The following is a 17,705-nucleotide window of genomic DNA, read 5'->3' on the forward strand; positions in this document are numbered from 1 at the left end:
GCGTCGAAGGTGTCGTCGTCCTTGAGGAACTTCAGCAGGTTCAGCGAGGCGAGGTTGCACGAGGAGTTGTCCAGCGACATGTACTCCGAGCAGGGGTTGGACGCCGTGATGCGCCCGGTCTCGGGGTTGGTGTGCCAGTCGTTGATCGTGTCGTCGTACTGGATGCCGGGGTCGGCGCACTCCCACGCGGCGGTGGCGATCTTGCGCCACAGGTCGCGGGCGTCGACGGTCTCGATGACCTCGCCGGTCTTGCGGGCCCGCAGGCCGAACTCGGTGCCGTTCTCGACCGCGCGCATGAACTCGTCGCTGACGCGCACGGAGTTGTTGGCGTTCTGGTACTGCACCGACGTGATGTCGTTGCCGCCGAGGTCCATGTCGAACCCGGCGTCGCGCAGGACGCGGATCTTGTCCTCCTCGCGCGCCTTGGTCTGCACGAACTCCTCGATGTCGGGGTGGTCGACGTCGAGGACGACCATCTTCGCCGCGCGGCGGGTGGCGCCACCGGACTTGATGGTGCCGGCGGAGGCGTCGGCGCCGCGCATGAAGGAGACCGGACCGGAGGCGGTGCCACCGGAGGAGAGGAGCTCCTTGGAGGAGCGGATGCGCGAGAGGTTGAGGCCGGCGCCGGAGCCGCCCTTGAAGATGAAGCCCTCCTCCTTGTACCAGTTGAGGATCGAGTCCATCGAGTCGTCGACCGAGAGGATGAAGCAGGCCGAGACCTGCTGCGGCGACGGCGTACCGACGTTGAACCACACCGGGGAGTTGAAGGAGAAGTACTGGTTGACCAGCAGCCAGGTCAGCTCGTGCTCGAAGACCTCCGCGTCGGCCGGGGACGCGAAGTAGCCGTGCTCGATGCCGGCCTTGGTGTAGGTCTTCACCACGCGGTCGATGAGCTGCTTGAGGCTCCACTCGCGCACGTCGGTGCCGACGGCGCCGCGGAAGTACTTGGTGGTGACGATGGTCGAGGCGTTGACCGACCAGGTGGAGGGGAACTCCACGCCCTTCTGCTCGAAGACCGTCTCGCCGGTCTTCCAGTTGGTCTGGACGACGTCGCGGCGCTCCCAGGTCAGCTCGTCGTAGGGGTGGACCCCCTCGGTGCTGAAGACACGCTCGATCGACAGGCCCTTGCCCGGCTGTGCCTGGGACTGCGCCTTCGATCCTGCGCCGCTCACCGTCTCCGTCATTGCTACTCCTCTGTTCCCGGCTGTGGAGGGGTTGGTCATCGGGTACCCACTCTGGCCGTGGGCACCGACAGTGCTGCTCGGTCCGTCGTCGCTCTCGGCGGCGGACCAGGGGTGAGGAAGGGTTGGTGCGCCCGGCAGGCAGCTTCCCCACTACCTGCCGGGCGGTCTGTGTCAGCCCGTGGGCTGGGGGGCAGGCCGCTGGTTTCGAGACGGTTGCTGCGCAACCTCCTCAACCGGCGACGAGACGCGCGTGTGCTCCAGTGCCTGCGACGCGGCGCGGAGCTCGGCGATCTCGGCCTCGAAGTCGGCCGCCGAGGAGAACTGGCGGTAGACGCTGGCGAAGCGGAGGTAGGCCACCTCGTCGAGCTGGCGCAGCGGCCCGAGGATCGCCAGGCCCACCTCGTGGGCGGGGACCTCAGCGGCTCCGGCGGTGCGCAGCGCGTCCTCGACCTCCTGGCCCAGGCAGGCCAGCTGGTCCTCGGTGACCGGGCGGCCCTTGCAGGCCTTCCGGACGCCGGAGACGGCCTTCTCACGAACGAACGGCTCGGTGGCGCCGGAGCGCTTGACCACCGTCAGCTGCATGAGCTCGACGGTGGTGAAGCGCCGCTCGCACGCCGAGCAGGTACGCCGCCGGCGGATCGACCCGCCGTCCTCGGCCACCCGCGAGTCCAGGACCCGGGTGTCGGTGGCCCGGCAGTAGGGACAGTGCACAGCGGGGCTCCTTCCGGGGGCGAGGGTGGTGCGGGCGTGCTGCGGGCGCGACTGGGACACCCCTGGTGGGGTGTGCAGTCGCTGTGGAGATCGGGCCCTCACCTGTGCATAACCACGGGCGAGGTGTGGGTCATCCACCCCGGCCCTGTGAACTAGATGTGGATAACTACATCCGTGTAACTACTAGATGTAGTGGGAACCGTACGCCCCTGGCACCAGGCACGCAAGCGGTCGACGACATTTGGGGTAGTCCAGGTCACACCTTCGCCAAAACCGCAGGTCAGCGGCTCGCGCGAGTGGACGAGACCACCCCGACGGGGCGCGTCGTCGGGCCCTGCGCGGCCCTGGAGGACCTTTCAGGAGGGTGAGCAGGAACTGCTCATCGACCTCGGGCGGGTGTCGGGAGAAGACTCGGCGCCATGCACGCCCTCCCCCACCGCACCCCCCGCTCCCGTCGCACCACCCTCGCCGCCACCGGCGCCCTCCTGCTCCTGCTGGGCACCGCCGCCTGCGGCGCCGACGACGTCGCCGACCAAGCCGCCGAGTCCGCCGTCGAGCGGGCCATCGAGGACGCCGCGTCGTCCGAGGGCGTCGACGTGGACATCGACTCCGGGGACGGCTCGGTGAGCATCGAGTCCAGCGACGGCACCTTCACCTCGGGCATGGGAGCACTGCCCCAGGGCTTCCCCGAGGACATCCCGGTCCTGGAGGGCGAGATCCTCCAGGGGGCCTCGAGCGACGGCAACGGCACGACCGGCTGGTTCGTCTCCGTCGCCGTCGACCAGTCTGCTGACGAGGCACTCGCCGACGCCGCCGCCGCGCTCGAGGGAGCCGGCTACTCCGAGGGCGACAACTCCATGGCGATGGAGGGACTCTCCTACGTGCAGTACGTCGGCAGCGAGTGGGAGATCATCCTCGGCGCCACCGACGACGGGCAGGGCGGCACGCTGCTGTCCTACACCGTCACGCCGCCGACGAGCTGACCCCGCGGACGCCGCGGCCGGCGCCTCGGGTGATGAGGAACCCGAAGGCGGTCGCCAGGACGTACATCAGGACCGAGTAGACCGCGGCCGGGATCGCGACCTCGGTGCTGTCGAGCACCGACAGGGCGATGGTCAGCGCCACGGTGGTGTTGTGGATGCCCACCTCCATCGAGCTGGCCACGGCCTGCGGCCGGTCCAGGCGCGCCAGCCGCGCACCGGCGTACCCGAGGCCGAGGCTCAGCACGCACAGCAGACCGGTGACCAGGCCGACGTCGCGCAGGTAGTCGGCGAGGTTCTCCCGCTCGCCCAGCAGCGCGCCGATCGCGACGGCGACGAGCACCACAATCGAGAAGATGCGCACCGGCTTGTCGGCCCGCTGCGCGAAGGCGCTCGAGGCGCGACGCACGAGCATGCCGATCGCCACGGGCACCAGCACGATGGCGATGACCTGGAGCACCTTGCCCAGCTGCAGGCCCAGCTCGCCCTCGGCGTCGAAGTACCCGATCGCCAGGTTCGTGACCAGCGGGATCGTCACCGCCGCGAGCACCGAGTTGATCGCGGTGAGGGTGATGTTGAGCGCCACGTCGCCGCGGAAGAGATGGCTGAACAGGTTGGCCGTCGTGCCGCCCGGCGAGGCCGCCAGCAGCATCACGCCGACCGCCAGCAGCGGGTCGAGGTCGAAGGCGACGACCAGGCCGAAGGCGATGACCGGCAGCACAAGCACCTGGATGCCCAGGGCGACGAGCACCGCGCGCGGGGTGCGGGCGACGCGGCGGAAGTCCGCGACCTCCAGGGACAGCCCGAGGCCGAACATGATGATCGCCAGGGCGATCGGCAGGCCGACGCTGATCAGCGCGGAGTCGTTCATCGCGGTCTCCTCCCGACACGGCCCGTGTGACCGGCGCCACAGCCTAGGCGCAGCGACGGCCCTTCGGTGGCGGCCGCGCGACGTACGCCGCCGACAAGACGAGTTCCCGACTTCCGGACCCGTTTTGGTGAGGCGATCCTAAATAAGGCTAGCCTTACCTATATGAACGGTCCCGACGTCGTCGCGCCCGCCCTCCGTGGCCGCGACCTGACCCTCGGCTACCGCGGCCACGACGCCCCGGTCGTCGAGGGGGCCGACCTGGCACTGGTCCGCGGCGAGGTCACTGCACTGGTCGGCCCCAACGGCAGCGGCAAGTCCACGCTGCTGCGCGCCCTGGCCCGTCTGCACCGAGTCACCGCCGGCGAGGTGCTGCTCGAGGACGCGCCCACCGCCACCCTCTCGGGGAAGGACTTCGCGCGCCGGGTGACCCTGCTCTCCCAGTCGCGGCCCGAGCCCTCGGGACTCACCGTCCGCGACGTCGTCGCCTTCGGCCGCCACCCCTACCGCCGTCGCTTCGGCGGCCTGGACGCCGCCGACCGCGCCGCCATCGACCACGCCATGAGCCTCACCGGCGTCGCCGGCATGGCCGATCGCGGTGTCGACGAGCTCTCCGGCGGCGAGCTGCAGCGGGTGTGGCTGGCCACCTGCCTGGCCCAGGACACCGGCGTGCTGCTGCTCGACGAGCCCACCAACCACCTCGACCTGCGCTACCAGGTCGAGGTGCTGGACCTCGTCCGCGACCTCGCCGACGACCACGGCGTGGCCCTCGGGCTGGTCCTCCACGACCTCGACCAGGCCGCGGCCGTCGCCGACACCGTGGTGCTGCTGCACCGCGGCCGGGTGCGCGGCACCGGGGCCCCCGAGGACGTCCTGACCGGCGACCTCCTCTCCGAGGTCTACGGCCTCCCCATCCGCACCCTCCGCGACCCCGAGACCGGGGTCGTGCGCTGCGAGCCACGCAGCAGGCACCGGCAGCGGCGTGCTGCCAGCACCCTCCCCCACCCGCGCCCCTAGGCACCACCACCAAGACAGGACATCCACCCGATGAAGCGCACGCTCCTCCCCGCCCTGGCCGCGACCTCCCTGCTCGCGCTGGGTGCCTGCGGCACCAGCCAGCCCACGACCGAGGCCAGCGGCTCCGACACCTCCGAGTCCTCCGGGAGCGCCGGCCCGATCACCCTCACCGACGCCGCCGGGCGCACCGTCGAGCTCGACGCCCCCGCCGAGCGGGTCGTCGTGCTGGAGTGGCAGATGGTCGAGGACGTCCTCACCCTCGGCCTGGAGCCGGTCGGCGTCGCCGACGTCGAGGGCTACACCACCTGGAACTCCTCGATGCCCCTGGACCCCGACACCCAGGACGTCGGCAAGCGCGGCGAGCCCAACCTCGACGCGATCTACGCCACCGACCCCGACCTGGTCATCACCGAGGTCTACGGCCCCGACGACGCCGTGGTCGAGCAGCTGGAGGAGTACGACGTGCCGGTGCTCGCCACCCTGGGCGCCGACACCGAGGACCCGATCGGCCAGATGGAGGAGACCCTCGACCTGATCGCCCAGGCCACCGGCCGCGAGGACGAGGCGGACGCTGCCATGGCCGACTTCGAGGCCGCGCTCGAGGAGGGTCGTGCGGCCATCGAGGCAGCCGACCCCGAGACGACCGAGTTCGCCTTCTTCGACGCCTACGCCCAGGGCTCGACCGTCGCGGTCCGGCCCTTCGGCCAGGGCTCGTGGATCGGGGAGATCGGGGAGGCGCTCGGACTCACCAACGTCTGGGAGGGCGAGGTCGACGCGGCGTACGGCCTGGGCTCGACCGACGTCGAGGGCCTGGCCGAGGTCGACGACGCGCTGGTCCTGCACACCGCCACCCAGTCCGAGACCTGGCTGCCGCAGCTGGCCGAGAACCGGGTGTGGACCAACGCCGACTTCGTCGAGGAGGACCGGCTGCGTGCCTTCCCCGAGGGCGTGTGGACCTTCGGCGGCCCCCGCTCCGGCGAGCAGGTCGTCGACGCCTTCGTCGCGGCCGTGACGGGCTGAGCCGACCGTGAGCCTGCTGGACCGCACCGCACCGGTCGCCGACCGGCGCACCGAGGACCCCGCCGCCGCCCTCCCTGGCGGCGGCGGGGTCCTCGGCGCGGTCGCGGCCCTGCTGCTCACCACCGCCGCCCTGGTCGTCGTCACCGGCTGGCACCTCACGCAAGGCACCTCCGGCCTCGGCGCCGGCGACCTGCTGGGGGCCCTGCTGGGGCGCGAGCCCTCCGGCGCCAGCGCGTCCTCGGCGTACGACGTCCTCGTCTCCTCCCGGCTGCCGCGGGCCCTCGCGGGCATCGTCGTCGGGGTCGCGCTGGGCGCGGCGGGCGCGATGTTCGCCTCGTTGGCACGCAACGCGCTCGCCTCCCCCGACACGCTCGCGGTCAACGCGGGCGCGTACTTCGCCGCGACCCTCGTCGCGGCCCTCGGCATCCAGCTGCCCTACGTCGGCGACGGGATGGTCACCTTCGCCGGTGGCCTGGCGGCGGCCGGGTTGGTCCTGCTGCTGGCCGGCGGCGGGGCGGCCTCCACGACCCGGCTGGTGCTGGCAGGCTCGGCGGTCGCCCTGGCGCTGGGCTCCGCGGTCGGTGCCCTGCTGCTGCTCTTCGCCCAGGAGACCACCGGCCTCTTCGCCTGGGGCAACGGCACCCTGACCCAGCTCAACCTCGGCGGGGTGACCCGGATGGGCCCCGTCGTCGCGGCCTGCCTGGTGGCAGCGCTGCTGCTCGCGCGGCGCATGGACCTGCTGGCGCTCGGCGACGACACCGCGCGCGTCCTGGGAGTGCCGGTGCGCAGCACCCGGGTCACCGGGTTCGTGCTCGCGGTGGCGCTCTGCGCGGCCGCGGTCCACCTCGCCGGCCCGCTGGCCTTCATCGGGCTGTGCGCTCCGGCGGCCGTGCGGCTGCTCTCACGGCGCCTGCCCTCGGTCTCCCGGCACCTCGTGCTCGTGCCGCTCTCGGGTCTGGTCGGGGCGCTGCTCGTGCTGCTCGCCGACGCGACCCTGCGGGCCCTGCTCTCCCCCGAGACCGCCCTGGCCGTCCCCACCGGGGTCACCACGACGCTGCTCGGGGCGGTCGTGCTGGTGCTGCTCGCCCGCCGAGCCCGCGACGCCGGGCCCACCCGCCGGCCGGCGTCGGCCCGTCCGGGCCGCCACCACTCCCGGCTGCGGTACGCCGTGGTCTGCACCGTCCTGGTCGCCGCGACCCTCGGCGCGGCGCTGCTGGGACTCATGGCCGGCTACACCTGGCTGCTCACCGGCGACCTGCTCAACTGGGCCCGCGGCGTCGCGGTCCCGGTGGTGGAGTTCGCGATGGACGAGCGCGCGCCGCGCGTGGTCGCCGCGCTCGGCGGCGGGGCCGCCCTCGCGCTGGCCGGTACCGTCGTGCAGGCGGTCTGCCGCAACCCGCTGGCCGAACCCGGGATCCTCGGCATCACCGGCGGCGCCGGTCTCGGTGCGGTCGTGGTCGTCACCTCCGCGGGCGCCACCGTGGCCGTCTCGAGCCTGTCGATCGCCGTCGGCTCCACGGTCGGGGCGCTCGTGGCCTTCGCCCTGGTCTACGCGCTCACCTGGCGCGGCGGCCTGGACTCCGACCGGCTGGTGCTGGTCGGCATCGGCGTCGCCGCCGGCGCCCAGGCGCTGACGGCCTTCCTGCTCCTGCGCTCCGACCCGTGGAACACTCCGCGCATCTTCACCTGGCTCAGCGGCTCGACCTACGACCGCGAGTGGGCCCAGGTGCTGCCCGTCCTGGTGCTGCTGGCGGTCGCGCTGCCGCTGGCATGGATGGCGCACCGCGAGCTGGACCTGGTCGCGCTCGACGACGAGACACCGCGCCTGGCCGGCATCGACCTCGAGCGGCTGCGCCTGGTCGCCCTCCTCGCCGCGGCCCTCCTCACCGCCGCGGCGGTCGCCGCCGTCGGCGTCGTCGCCTTCGTCGGGCTGGTCGCGCCGCACGCCGCCCGCGCCCTGGTCTCCGGCCGGCACCTGCGGGTCCTCCCGGTCGCCACGCTGCTCGGCGCCTTGCTGCTCTCGCTCGCCGACACGCTCGGGCGCAGCGTCATCGCGCCGGCCCAGGTGCCGGCCGGGCTGGTGGTGGCGGCCATCGGCGCGCCGTACTTCCTCTGGCTGCTGCACCGCTCGCGGGCGTGAGGTCCGGCGAGCCGGGATGCTCGGCGGTCGCTACGCCGGGTCGTCCGGTTGCTCGCCCCGCTCCTGGCCCCACTCCTCGGCGAGGTCGTCGGCGCGGCGGTCGAGGTCGAGGGCGAACCACACCGTCGTGCCGCCCGCGTCGCGCTCGGATCCCCAGCGGTCGGTGAGCGCCTCCACCAGCATCAGGCCACGGCCGTAGACCGCGAGCGGGTCCTCCTCGCGCGTCGGCTGCACCACGTCGCCCTGCGCTCCCCGGTCACGCACCAGGACCGTCAGCACACCCTCGAGCAGCGAGAGCCGCACGTCGGCGACGGTGTGGGCGTGGTTGACGGCGTTGGTCACGACCTCGGAGAGACACAGCTGAGCGGTCTCGACGATCTCCTCGCCGACGCCCCAGGTCTGCAGCTCCTCGCTCAGGAAGGCCCGCGCCCGGCGCGGGGCCGTCGGCTCGGGCGGCAGCCGCAGGCTCGCGGTGCGGGCACCGGGCTCGGCAGCCGCCTCGGTCTCGGCGAGCTCCTCGACCAGGTCCCTCGACCGCCGCGAGCGCGCGTCGGCGATGGCCTCGGCCGTGCGTCGGGCCGCCGCCTCGAGGAGGTCCGGACCCGCAGCGCCGCGGTCCGGAGTCGTCTCCAGGACGACCAGCAACCCACCGATGGGCGACCCGGTGCCGGGCAGCGGGACCACCGCGAGCACGGACCCACCGCGCTCGCGCTCCCGCTCGACCAGCCAGGGCCACCGCTGCTCGAGCGTGGAGAGCTCGGCGTGGATGGCCTGTCCGGTGCGCACCACGTCGGTAAGCGGCACGTCGTCGTAGGCGTCGATGTGGCACCACTCGGGCTGGTCCGGCACCGGGTCACCCGCGTCCGGCCCGGAGGTGAAGCGCAACCGGCGTCCCCCGCCCTCGGTGAGCGCCAGCCCGACCCGGCACACCCCGGGCAGCAGGGCGAGGTCCGCCAGGACCGCGCGGGCGATGTCGTCGACGTCGCCGGCGCCGCTCGCCTCGAGGAGCGCCGACTCCAGGCGCGCGAGCGCGCCCGACGGCGCGCCCTGGCCCTGCGCCGCCGGATCGACCTGCCCCTGGTCCGGCATGACCCCGAATGTAGCGAGCGACCCCCCACCCGGTCAGGGACCGAGGTCCCGTGCCGACCGACCAAGAGACACCCGGGTGAGGATCCGTGACGGTGCAGGGGTGGGTGTGGCGGACGTCGGCCACAAGGCACGGCGGCACCCCGGCGGTTCGACCCGGCCGGGCGGCGCCGGTCGGGAACAATGGCGCGGTGGCCGGGAGTGCGGGGAGCAGTGCGGGGAAGCGGGCCGGGTCGCGGCGCGGCCCGCGCCGGCGCTCTCGACCCTCTCCACGGCTGCTGCTCCTGACCGGCGGCATCACGGCCCTGGTGGTCGCCTGGGGCTACCTCGTCTGGGCCGCGATCGACTTCGGTGCCGCTGCCCGGGCCGGTGAGCAGGTCGCCTGGGCGTTCCTGGCGCTGGCCTCGCTGGGCGCGGTGGCCTGCCTCTTCGCCGGGCTGATGCTGGGTGTGCGGCTGCTGCGGATGCTCGGCGTCCTGTCGCCGCAGGCACTGGGCGAGCCGGTCGACCCCGATCGAGCGCCGAAGCCGAAGGGCGGCAAGCGCGCCGCGCGCTAGCGACGAGCACCGGGCACGGGACCCTGGCACGCGGCCTGGCGGAGACCACCGAGGGGCGGGCCCGGGTGGGCCCGCCCCTCGTCTTCCCCGTGGTTTCGCCGGCCGGGGTCGAGGCGACCGGCGAAGTCTGTGTCGTGCTGTTGGTCTCGTGGCTCGCTGCGCTCGCACCTCGACCAGCGGTGGTGCTGCGCCCGCACCTCGACCAGCGAGGCGCTGCGCCCGCGGTCCCGGGGGCTCAGTCGGCCGCGGGCACCAGCAGTCGCTGGCCGGCGACGAGCATCCCGCCGTCGAGGTTGTTGAGCTCCTGGATCGTGCTGATCATCGCGCGCACGTCGCCGTCGTCGGTGCGGGCCTCGGCGATGTCCCACAGGGTCGCGCCGCTGCCGACGACGATGACGTCGGTCGGGGCAGGCTCGCCCTTCTCCGCGGTCGCGACGGAGACGCCGGCGAACGCCACTGCGACGGCCACGGCCACCAGCAGACCGACCAGGAAGACCACGAGCCGGCCGCGACGGGTCAGCCGCAGCTCACCGCGACGGCCGTCGGCGTACGTCGCGGGGCGGGAGGTGCGGGTCGGGGCTGCTGCTGCGGGAAGGACCATCGTGCTCATCGGGATCTCCTGGGGAAGGCGGAGTGGGCTGCGCACCGATGTCTACTGACGGCCACCGACAGTCCCGGTGTGACGCCGGTCAGGGAGGACCGACGACGACTCCGGAGCTGTGGATCGACCACCAGTTCGATCGAACACGTGTACGAGAGTAGATCAGGTGTTCGAACGAGATCAAGGGGTTGGGCGAACAGATGTTCGACCTCATCCCTGCGGGCGAGCCCGCCTCACCCGGGTCAGCGCGTGCGCAACGACCGGCGCCCCTGCGCGGCGAAGAGCGCCGTGCCACGGGCCGCGAGACCCGGCGCGAGAGAGATGGAGCGCATGAGCGCACCGCGCCACACGGGCACCGTGCGCACGACCCGGGAGGACCCGACCATCCCCACGGCGACCTCGGCGATCTCCTCGACCGTGAGGATGCGTCCGCCGGAGTGGACCAGGGCGGCACCCAGACCCTCGGGGTCCTGGGCGTCGAGCATCGCGGTCCGCACGCCGTCGGGGCAGACCGCGTGCACGCGCACCGAGCGCGGCGTCTCGGCAGCCACGGACATGCTGGCCGAGACCGCGGCCGCCTTCGTGGCGGCGTACACGCTGTAGCCCGGCACGGGGCCCAGTCCGGACAGCGAGGCGATGTTGACGATGTCGCCCCCGGCGGGGCCGAAGCCGTCGAGAGCCGCGCGCATCCCCCAGAGCACCCCGAGGACGTTGACCTCGACCAGGCGGCGCACCTGCTCCTCGGACAGCTCCGAGAGCCGACCGTCGTCACCGACGCCCGCGTTGTTGAACCACGCCGCGAGCCGGCCGTGACCGGCGGCCACCTCGGCCGCGTACCGGTGGGTAGCGGGGTCCCGGACGTCGTGCGCGAGCCCCACGACCGCACCGATCTCGTCCGCGGTGGCCGCGGCTCCCGCGCCGTCGACGTCGGTCACCACCACCGACCACCCCTCACGCACCAGGCGCTCGGCGATGCCCCGCCCGATCCCACGGGCCCCTCCGGTCACGACGGCGCTGCGCTCGGTCACGCCGGCAGTCTCCCGTACGCCGGCGCGCGACGCCGCTCGTCCCAGCCCCCGGTCGCACGCCCCTCCGGCGACCGGCGCGACACGCCGGTTCGAACACATGTTTGATCATTGTCGGTCCCGGGGCCTAGCGTGACCCCACTGGGTCCGACCCCTCGGACCCACCTGCGCCCGCACCCGCGCCACCCCCTGGAGGACCCATGGCCACCAGCCACGACGACCCGGCCACCGGCAGCACCGACACCCCGGGCACGCCCGGCACCCCGGGCGCGGTCACCACGCTGCCCGACGGGCCGCCCGACGCCAGCGGTCTGACCGCTCGGCAGACCAAGGTGCTGGAGACCATCCGCGACGCCGTCGCGCTGCGGGGCTACCCGCCCAGCATGCGCGAGATCGGCCAGGCCGTCGGTCTCACCAGCACCTCGTCGGTGGCCCACCAGCTGAAGGTGCTGGAGGAGAAGGGGTTCATCAAGCGCGACGGCAGCCGCCCCCGCGCGCTCGAGGTGTTCCTGCCCGAGTCGATGGCCGCCCGGCGCTCGATCTCCTCGGCCGACGACACCGGCATCGACGAGACCGGGGTCGGCGACTCGCTGCCCGCCGCCTCCTACGTCCCGGTCCTGGGCCGGATCGCCGCGGGCGCGCCGATCCTGGCCGAGGAGCAGGTCGAGGACGTCTTCCCGCTGCCCAAGCAGCTCGTCGGCGACGGCCAGCTGTTCCTGCTGGAGGTCCGCGGCGAGTCGATGATCGACGCCGCGATCTGCGACGGGGACTACGTCGTGATCCGCCAGGCGCAGACCGCCGACAGCGGCCAGATGGTGGCCGCCATGATCGACGGCGAGGCCACGGTCAAGACGCTCTCGCGCAAGAACGGCCAGGTCTGGCTGCTCCCCCACAACGACGCCTTCGACCCGATCGACGGCACGCACGCCACGATCCTCGGCATCGTCACGGCGGTGCTGCGCAAGGTCTGAGGGTCACGACGTCCGCTCGCCGGCGCGTGTCCGAGAGGTGAACAGATGGTGCTCACATCACGGAACCCATGACGTAGCCAGCCGGGTGTCGTTGGATGAGGCGTGACCTCGATCCAGCGCTCCCCCGGGCAGCCCGAGCACGCGTCGAGCGAGCCGGCGCGACCGGGTCAGGCCCTCCCCCGACGTACGGTCCTGGCCACCGGAGCCGTCGCCGCCACCACGGTGACCGCTGCGGGTGCCGCGCTCGCGAGCAGCCCGGCCCGCGCGGCCGACGGCACCGCGGACCGGGCCGGCGGCACGAACACGCTGGGGAAGCGTGAGCACCGGGTCTTCCAGCACGGCGTCGCCTCCGGCGACCCGCTCCCCGAGGCCGTCCTGCTGTGGACCCGCGTCACGCCCACCCCCGAGGCGACGCCGGGCTCGGGCAGGGGCGGGCCGGTCACCGTGCGCTGGGAGGTCGCCCGCGATGCACGGTTCCGGAAGGTCGTGAGCAGCGGACGCTTCCGCACCAGCGCCGCCCGCGACCACACGGTCAAGCTGGACGCGAAGGGCCTGCGGCCGGAGACCGAGTACCACTACCGGTTCACCGCGCTGGGCCAGCGCAGCCCGGTGGGTCGGCTGCGCACCGCCCCGGGGGAGCGTGCGACCCCGCGCAACCTGCGGTTCGGCGTCGTGTCCTGCTCCAACCTCGAGGCCGGGTTCTTCACCCCCTACCGCGCCCTCGCAGCGCGCCAGGACCTGCACGCGATCCTGCACCTGGGCGACTACCTCTACGAGTACCCCACCGGCGGCTACGGCATGGGTCAGGACAACGTGGTGGTCCGCCCGCACGACCCGCCGCACGAGATGGTGAGCCTGGAGGACTACCGCCGCCGGCACGCCAGCTACAAGCTCGACCCCGACCTGCAGGCCCTGCACGCGCGCTACTCCTGGATCCTCACCTGGGACGACCACGAGGTCACCAACGACCAGTGGAAGGCCGGCGCGGAGAACCACGACGAGTCCGAGGGTGACTACAAGAAGCGGCGGGCCCGCGCCCACCGCGCGTACGACGAGTGGATGCCGGTCCGGATGGACGGCACCGCGCGGCTCGACGACGGGGCCCGGCTCTACCGGCGCCTGCGCTTCGGCGACCTGGCCGAGATCTCGATGCTCGACCTGCGCACCTACCGCGACGAGCAGGCCGCACTGCCCGGCGTCGACGCCACCGTCAGCGACCCGTCCCGCTCGATCACCGGCAAGAAGCAGATGGCGTGGCTCAAGGAGTCGCTGACGCGCGGCGACCACGCCCCGCAGTGGAAGGTGATCGGCAACCCGGTGATGATCGCGCCGGTCACCTTCGGCGACCTGCCCAACGACCTCATCGACCCGATCAACGACGTGACCGGGATCCTCCCCGCCGACGGGGCGCCCTACAACGTCGACCAGTGGGACGGCTACACCGCCGACCGGCGCGAGGTGCTCGGCCACATCCGCGACCACCAGGTCAAGGACGTCCTGTTCGTCACCGGCGACATCCACTCCGGCTGGGCCTGCGAGCTGCCGCTGGACACCTCCACGCAGCCGCTCTACGGCGACTCCTACGGCGTGGAGTTCGTGTGCTCCTCGGTCACGTCCAACAATCTCAAGGACATCACCGGCGTGCCGCAGGCCAGCCCGCTCGTCGAGACCGCGATCCTCGCCAACAACCGGCACATCAAGTACCTCGACTTCGACTCCCACGGGTTCTCCGTCCTCGACATCACCGCGGCACGGGCCCAGATGGACTGGTACGTCATCGGCGACCGCGCCGACGCCGACACCCCGATCACGTGGTCGGTCAGCTACGAGACCCGCGCCGGGACCGGCCGGGTCACCGCCGTCGACACCCCGCTGGAGGGCTGATGTGCACCTGTGGTGACGTGAGGCACGGACCCGAGGTCCGGGAGCGGCGCCTCGCGGAGCTGCGTGCCTCCCGGCGTACCGTCCTGACCGCTGCCTCCGGGCTCGCCTTCTCCTCCGCCGTCGCCGCGACCGCGGGTTCCGCCGCGGCCGGCGAGGCGGGTCGCGTGAAGGGCGCCGAGGACCTGCGCTGCTACGTGCTCGTCGTCGACGGCTGCCGTCCCGACGAGATCGACAGCGGGCTCACACCCAACCTGCGCGCCCTGCGCGAGCAGGGGATGTACTGGCCGCGGGCGACCTCGATGCCGGTGATGGAGACCATCCCCAACCACGTGATGATGATGACCGGGGTGCGTCCTGACCGCTCCGGCGTGCCCGCCAACGCGATCTACGACCGCGAGCTCGGCGAGGTGCGCACCATGGACCTGCCGAGCGACATCAAGGTGCCGACCGTCATCGAGCGGCTCAACCGCCGCGGCCTGACCACCGGCACGGTGCTCAGCAAGGAGTACCTCGTCGGCATCTTCGGCGAGCGGGCCACCCACCGATGGGAGCCCGAGCTCTACATCCCGGTGTCCGAGCACGCCCCGGACCTGCTGACCTACAACGCACTGACCTCGATGGTCGACGAGCTCGACCCGCACCTGGTCTTCGTCAACCTCGGAGACATCGACCGGGTCGGGCACACCGACATCACCGGCACCACGCTGCGCGTCATGCGGCAGGCCGCCCTGCTGCAGACCGACACCCTCGTCGGCCAGTTCATCGACTCGCTCAAGTCCAGCGGCCGCTGGGAGAAGTCGATCGTCATCGTGCTCGCCGACCACTCGATGGACTGGTCGGTCCCGACCAACGTGATCTCGCTGCAGGCCCCGCTCGAGGCCGATCCCCTGCTGGAGGGCAAGTTCGTCATCGGCGACAACGGCGGCGCCGACCTCGTCTACTGGACCGGCCCCGCCCGCGAGCGAGAGCGGGCGATCGTGCGGATCCGCGAGATCGCCGAGTCGACGCCGGGTGTCCTCAAGGCCTGGGACCGTCGTGCCCCGTGGCTGCGGCTGGGCCCCGAGGCGGGCGACGTCGTGGTCTTCTGCCAGGCCGGGTGGCGCTTCTCCGACCCCGACCCGGTCACGAGCAACCCCATCCCCGGCAACCACGGACACCCCGCGACCAGGGCCATCCCGTTCTTCATCGGCGGCGGGCACCCGGTGGTCAAGGCGGGCAAGGTCTCGCCCAAGCACGCTCGCACCGTCGACGTCGCGCCCACGATCGCGGACTTCTTCGGGCTGCGGACCGGCAAGCGCGCCTACGACGGGAAGTCGCGCCTCTGAGGCAGTGCACGCACACCCTGCTCACCGGGTGTGCGCACGGCCGCCCCGGGAACGCCGGGTGAACGCTCGGTACCCGGCGTCACCTCGCCCGGTCGGCCAGCGTTGAGCCAGTCGTGACCGAGAAGCCGCAGAGCACCACCGAGAGCCACCTGCCCCGTCGTACCGTCCTGGCGACCGGCGCTGCCGGCGCCGCCGTCGCCCTCGCCGCGGGCGGCGGCGCACCGGCCACGGCCACCACGACGGCGAGTGCGACCGCGAGCGCCCGGACCCGGCACGAGGTCTTCCAGCACGGCGTCGCCTCGGGCGACCCGCTTCCCGACGCGGTGGTGCTGTGGACCCGGGTCACCCCCACCCCCGACGCGACCCCGGGCTCGGGCCGCGGCCCGAAGGTCCGGGTCGGGTGGGAGGTCGCCACCGACCGGCGCTTCCGTCGCGTCGTACGACGAGGACGGTTCGTCACCAGCGCGGGCCGCGACCACACCGTGAAGCTCGACGCCCGCGGCCTGGAGCCCGAGCGGTGGTACTGGTTCCGCTTCACCGCCCTGGGGCGGACCAGCCCGGTCGGGCGCACCCGGACCGCCCCGGCGGCCGACGCCACACCGGCCAACCTGCGCCTGGGCCTCGCGTCCTGCTCGAACTTGCCGGCCGGGCTCTTCGCGGCCTACCGCGGCCTCGCCGAGCGCAGCGACCTTCACGCCATCGTGCACCTGGGCGACTACCTCTACGAGTCCGGCTCCAGCGACGTGCGTGCGCACGAGCCCGACCGGGAGATCGTGACGTTGGCCGACTACCGCCAGCGCCACGGGCAGTACAAGACCGACCCGGACCTGCAGGCCGCGCACGCCAGCGCGCCGTGGATCGTGACGTGGGACGACCACGAGGTCACCAACGACTCCTGGGCCGAGGGTGCGGAGAACCACGACGCGACCGAGGGCGACTACGCGAAGCGGCGCGCCCGCGCCCACCGCGCGTACGACGAGTGGATGCCGTGCCGGATGGACGGTACCGCGCGGCTCGACGACGGGACCCGGCTCTACCGGCGACTGCGCTTCGGGACGTTGGCCGAGCTGTCGATGCTCGACCTGCGCACCTACCGGGACGAGCAGATCTCCCAGGTCGGCACCGACACCGGCGTCGACGACCCCGGGCGCACCATCACCGGCGAGGAGCAGATGGGGTGGCTGCTCGAGGGCCTCCAGCAGGACCGGGCGCAGTGGAAGCTCGTCGGCACCTCGGTGATGTTCTCCCCGCTCAAGGTCGCCGCGCTCCCCCGCGACGTCGTGGCCGCGGTCAACACGCTGGCACCGCTGCTGCCGCAGGACGGGGTCTACGCCAACGCCGACCAGTGGGACGGCTACACCGCGGACCGGCGCACCGTGGTGGACCACCTCGCGGGCCAGGGCGTGCAGGACACGGTCTTCCTCACCGGCGACATCCACTCGGCGTGGGCGATCGAGGTACCCACCGACGTGGGCTCCTACCCGCTCTCGCCCACCGCCGGGGTGGAGTTCGTCTGCACCTCGGTCACCTCGGGCAACCTCAAGGACGCCCTCGGCACCCCGTCCCGCTCGCCGGTCAACCTGGCCGCGGAGCAAGCGATCCTCACGGCCAACCCGCACATCAAGTACCTCAACTTCGACGACCACGGCTTCTCGGTGCTCGACGTGACCGCCGAGCGCACGCAGTGCGACTGGTTCGTCATCGGCTCGCGCACCGACCCGGCCACACCCATCACCTGGACCCGGTCCTTCGCGACCCTCACCGGCACGAGCACGGTGCAGGAGGTGGATGCTCCGGTCGGCGGGTGAGCGGCTCGGGTCAGCTCACGGAGGCGGCGAGCCGGGTGAGCGCGTTGCGGACGACGGCGGGGTCGGTGGTGGTCCACATCGGCGGCAGGCTGGCCTTGAGGAACGAGCCGTAGCGGGCGGTGGCCAGCCGCGGGTCGAGCACGGCCACGACGCCGCGGTCGGAGGTGGTGCGGATCAGCCGCCCGGCGCCCTGGGCCATGAGCAGGGCCGCGTGGGTGGCGGCGACCTGCATGAAGCCGTTGCCGCCGGCCTTGTCGGCCGCCCGCTGCCGCGCGGACATCAGCGGGTCGTCCGGCCGCGGGAACGGGATCCGGTCGATCATGACGAGCTGACAGGTGTCGCCCGGGACGTCGAGGCCCTGCCACAACGACAGCGTCCCGAACAGGCACGCGTGCGGGTCCTCGACGAACAGCCGCCGCAGCTCCGGCAGCTGCGCCTCGCCCTGCGCGAGGATCGTCAGGTGAGGCAGCCGTTCCCGCGCCTCCTCGGCCGCCGCCTCCGCGGCCCGCCGGCTGGAGAACAGCCCCA

At 72.9% G+C, this 17,705-nt stretch carries 15 protein-coding genes and 1 pseudogene; 9 read left to right on the plus strand and 7 right to left on the minus strand.

Annotated elements, in window-relative coordinates; genetic code table 11:
* Positions 1 to 1,184 (minus strand): annotated as a pseudogene (locus Q1V71_RS00335) (vitamin B12-dependent ribonucleotide reductase); the annotation flags it as partial.
* A 171-nt stretch (positions 1,185 to 1,355) separates the two neighbouring features.
* A complete protein-coding gene (nrdR, locus tag Q1V71_RS00340; RefSeq protein ID WP_300639084.1) occupies positions 1,356 to 1,895 on the minus strand; it encodes a transcriptional regulator NrdR in 540 nt (179 codons plus the stop codon).
* A gap of 419 nt (positions 1,896 to 2,314) precedes the next feature.
* Here nrdR and Q1V71_RS00345 point away from each other — a divergent pair, with 419 nt between their 5' ends.
* A complete protein-coding gene (locus Q1V71_RS00345; protein ID WP_300639087.1) occupies positions 2,315 to 2,878 on the plus strand; it encodes a hypothetical protein in 564 nt (187 codons plus the stop codon).
* On the opposite strand, the gene Q1V71_RS00350 is transcribed toward Q1V71_RS00345, so the two are convergent.
* On the minus strand, positions 2,859 to 3,746 hold the full coding sequence (locus tag Q1V71_RS00350) for a bile acid:sodium symporter family protein (protein ID WP_300639090.1): 888 nt from the start codon (positions 3,744 to 3,746) through the stop codon (positions 2,859 to 2,861). The genes Q1V71_RS00345 and Q1V71_RS00350 overlap by 20 nt on opposite strands.
* Before the next feature lie 162 nt (positions 3,747 to 3,908).
* On the opposite strand from Q1V71_RS00350, the gene Q1V71_RS00355 reads away from it, so the two are divergent.
* Genes Q1V71_RS00355 through Q1V71_RS00365 form a run of 3 tightly spaced genes read left to right on the plus strand, consistent with a single transcriptional unit; the run spans position 3,909 to position 7,920 of the window.
* Entirely contained in the window at positions 3,909 to 4,760 is an 852-nt protein-coding gene (locus Q1V71_RS00355; RefSeq protein ID WP_300639093.1) for an ABC transporter ATP-binding protein, read from the plus strand.
* A gap of 30 nt (positions 4,761 to 4,790) precedes the next feature.
* Positions 4,791 to 5,780: an iron-siderophore ABC transporter substrate-binding protein gene (locus Q1V71_RS00360; protein ID WP_300639096.1), complete on the plus strand. Its 990-nt coding sequence runs from the start codon at positions 4,791 to 4,793 to the stop codon at positions 5,778 to 5,780.
* Positions 5,781 to 5,787: 7 nt separating this feature from the next.
* A complete protein-coding gene (locus Q1V71_RS00365; RefSeq protein WP_300639099.1) occupies positions 5,788 to 7,920 on the plus strand; it encodes an iron ABC transporter permease in 2,133 nt (710 codons plus the stop codon).
* 30 nt (positions 7,921 to 7,950) lie between these two features.
* Here Q1V71_RS00365 and Q1V71_RS00370 read toward each other — a convergent pair whose 3' ends face one another.
* A complete protein-coding gene (locus Q1V71_RS00370) occupies positions 7,951 to 9,009 on the minus strand; it encodes an ATP-binding protein (RefSeq protein WP_300639101.1) in 1,059 nt (352 codons plus the stop codon).
* 188 nt (positions 9,010 to 9,197) lie between these two features.
* Between Q1V71_RS00370 and Q1V71_RS00375 the strand changes: the two genes are divergently transcribed.
* Positions 9,198 to 9,563, plus strand: coding sequence for a hypothetical protein (locus Q1V71_RS00375; RefSeq protein ID WP_300639104.1), 366 nt, complete (start codon positions 9,198 to 9,200; stop codon positions 9,561 to 9,563).
* A gap of 235 nt (positions 9,564 to 9,798) precedes the next feature.
* On the opposite strand, the gene Q1V71_RS00380 is transcribed toward Q1V71_RS00375, so the two are convergent.
* On the minus strand, positions 9,799 to 10,173 hold the full coding sequence (locus Q1V71_RS00380; protein ID WP_300639107.1) for a LysM peptidoglycan-binding domain-containing protein: 375 nt from the start codon (positions 10,171 to 10,173) through the stop codon (positions 9,799 to 9,801).
* Positions 10,174 to 10,406: 233 nt separating this feature from the next.
* The gene (locus Q1V71_RS00385; protein ID WP_300639110.1) at positions 10,407 to 11,192 is read right to left on the minus strand and encodes an SDR family oxidoreductase; all 786 of its coding nucleotides are present in this window, start codon (positions 11,190 to 11,192) and stop codon (positions 10,407 to 10,409) included.
* A 197-nt stretch (positions 11,193 to 11,389) separates the two neighbouring features.
* Here Q1V71_RS00385 and lexA point away from each other — a divergent pair, with 197 nt between their 5' ends.
* The 4 genes from lexA (at position 11,390) to Q1V71_RS00405 (ending at position 17,177) form a co-directional block, all read left to right on the plus strand.
* On the plus strand, positions 11,390 to 12,160 hold the full coding sequence (gene lexA / locus Q1V71_RS00390; protein ID WP_300639113.1) for a transcriptional repressor LexA: 771 nt from the start codon (positions 11,390 to 11,392) through the stop codon (positions 12,158 to 12,160).
* Positions 12,161 to 12,262: 102 nt separating this feature from the next.
* A complete protein-coding gene (locus tag Q1V71_RS00395) occupies positions 12,263 to 14,044 on the plus strand; it encodes an alkaline phosphatase (RefSeq protein WP_300639116.1) in 1,782 nt (593 codons plus the stop codon).
* Positions 14,045 to 14,061: 17 nt separating this feature from the next.
* Complete coding sequence (locus tag Q1V71_RS00400; RefSeq protein WP_300639120.1) at positions 14,062 to 15,369, plus strand: alkaline phosphatase family protein; 1,308 nt, start codon at positions 14,062 to 14,064, stop codon at positions 15,367 to 15,369.
* 113 nt (positions 15,370 to 15,482) lie between these two features.
* Positions 15,483 to 17,177: an alkaline phosphatase gene (locus Q1V71_RS00405; protein ID WP_300639123.1), complete on the plus strand. Its 1,695-nt coding sequence runs from the start codon at positions 15,483 to 15,485 to the stop codon at positions 17,175 to 17,177.
* Positions 17,178 to 17,187: 10 nt separating this feature from the next.
* Here the strand turns inward: Q1V71_RS00405 and Q1V71_RS00410 are convergent.
* A partial coding sequence (locus Q1V71_RS00410) for a helicase C-terminal domain-containing protein (RefSeq protein WP_300639126.1) occupies positions 17,188 to 17,705 on the minus strand: 518 nt, incomplete at its 5' end.

It is taken from the genome of Nocardioides sp., from assembly GCF_030149505.1.
GTDB lineage: Bacteria > Actinomycetota > Actinomycetes > Propionibacteriales > Nocardioidaceae > Nocardioides.

Bases quoted from the DNA above. Each gene is read 5' to 3' on its own strand.
- Q1V71_RS00345 (WP_300639087.1), top strand. From the start codon at position 2,315: ATGCACGCCCTCCCCCACCGCACCCCCCGCTCCCGTCGCACCACCCTC.
- Q1V71_RS00350 (WP_300639090.1), bottom strand. From the start codon at position 3,746: ATGAACGACTCCGCGCTGATCAGCGTCGGCCTGCCGATCGCCCTGGCG.
- Q1V71_RS00355 (WP_300639093.1), top strand. From the start codon at position 3,909: ATGAACGGTCCCGACGTCGTCGCGCCCGCCCTCCGTGGCCGCGACCTG.
- Q1V71_RS00360 (WP_300639096.1), top strand. From the start codon at position 4,791: ATGAAGCGCACGCTCCTCCCCGCCCTGGCCGCGACCTCCCTGCTCGCG.
- Q1V71_RS00370 (WP_300639101.1), bottom strand. From the start codon at position 9,009: ATGCCGGACCAGGGGCAGGTCGATCCGGCGGCGCAGGGCCAGGGCGCG.
- Q1V71_RS00380 (WP_300639107.1), bottom strand. From the start codon at position 10,173: ATGAGCACGATGGTCCTTCCCGCAGCAGCAGCCCCGACCCGCACCTCC.
- lexA (WP_300639113.1), top strand. From the start codon at position 11,390: ATGGCCACCAGCCACGACGACCCGGCCACCGGCAGCACCGACACCCCG.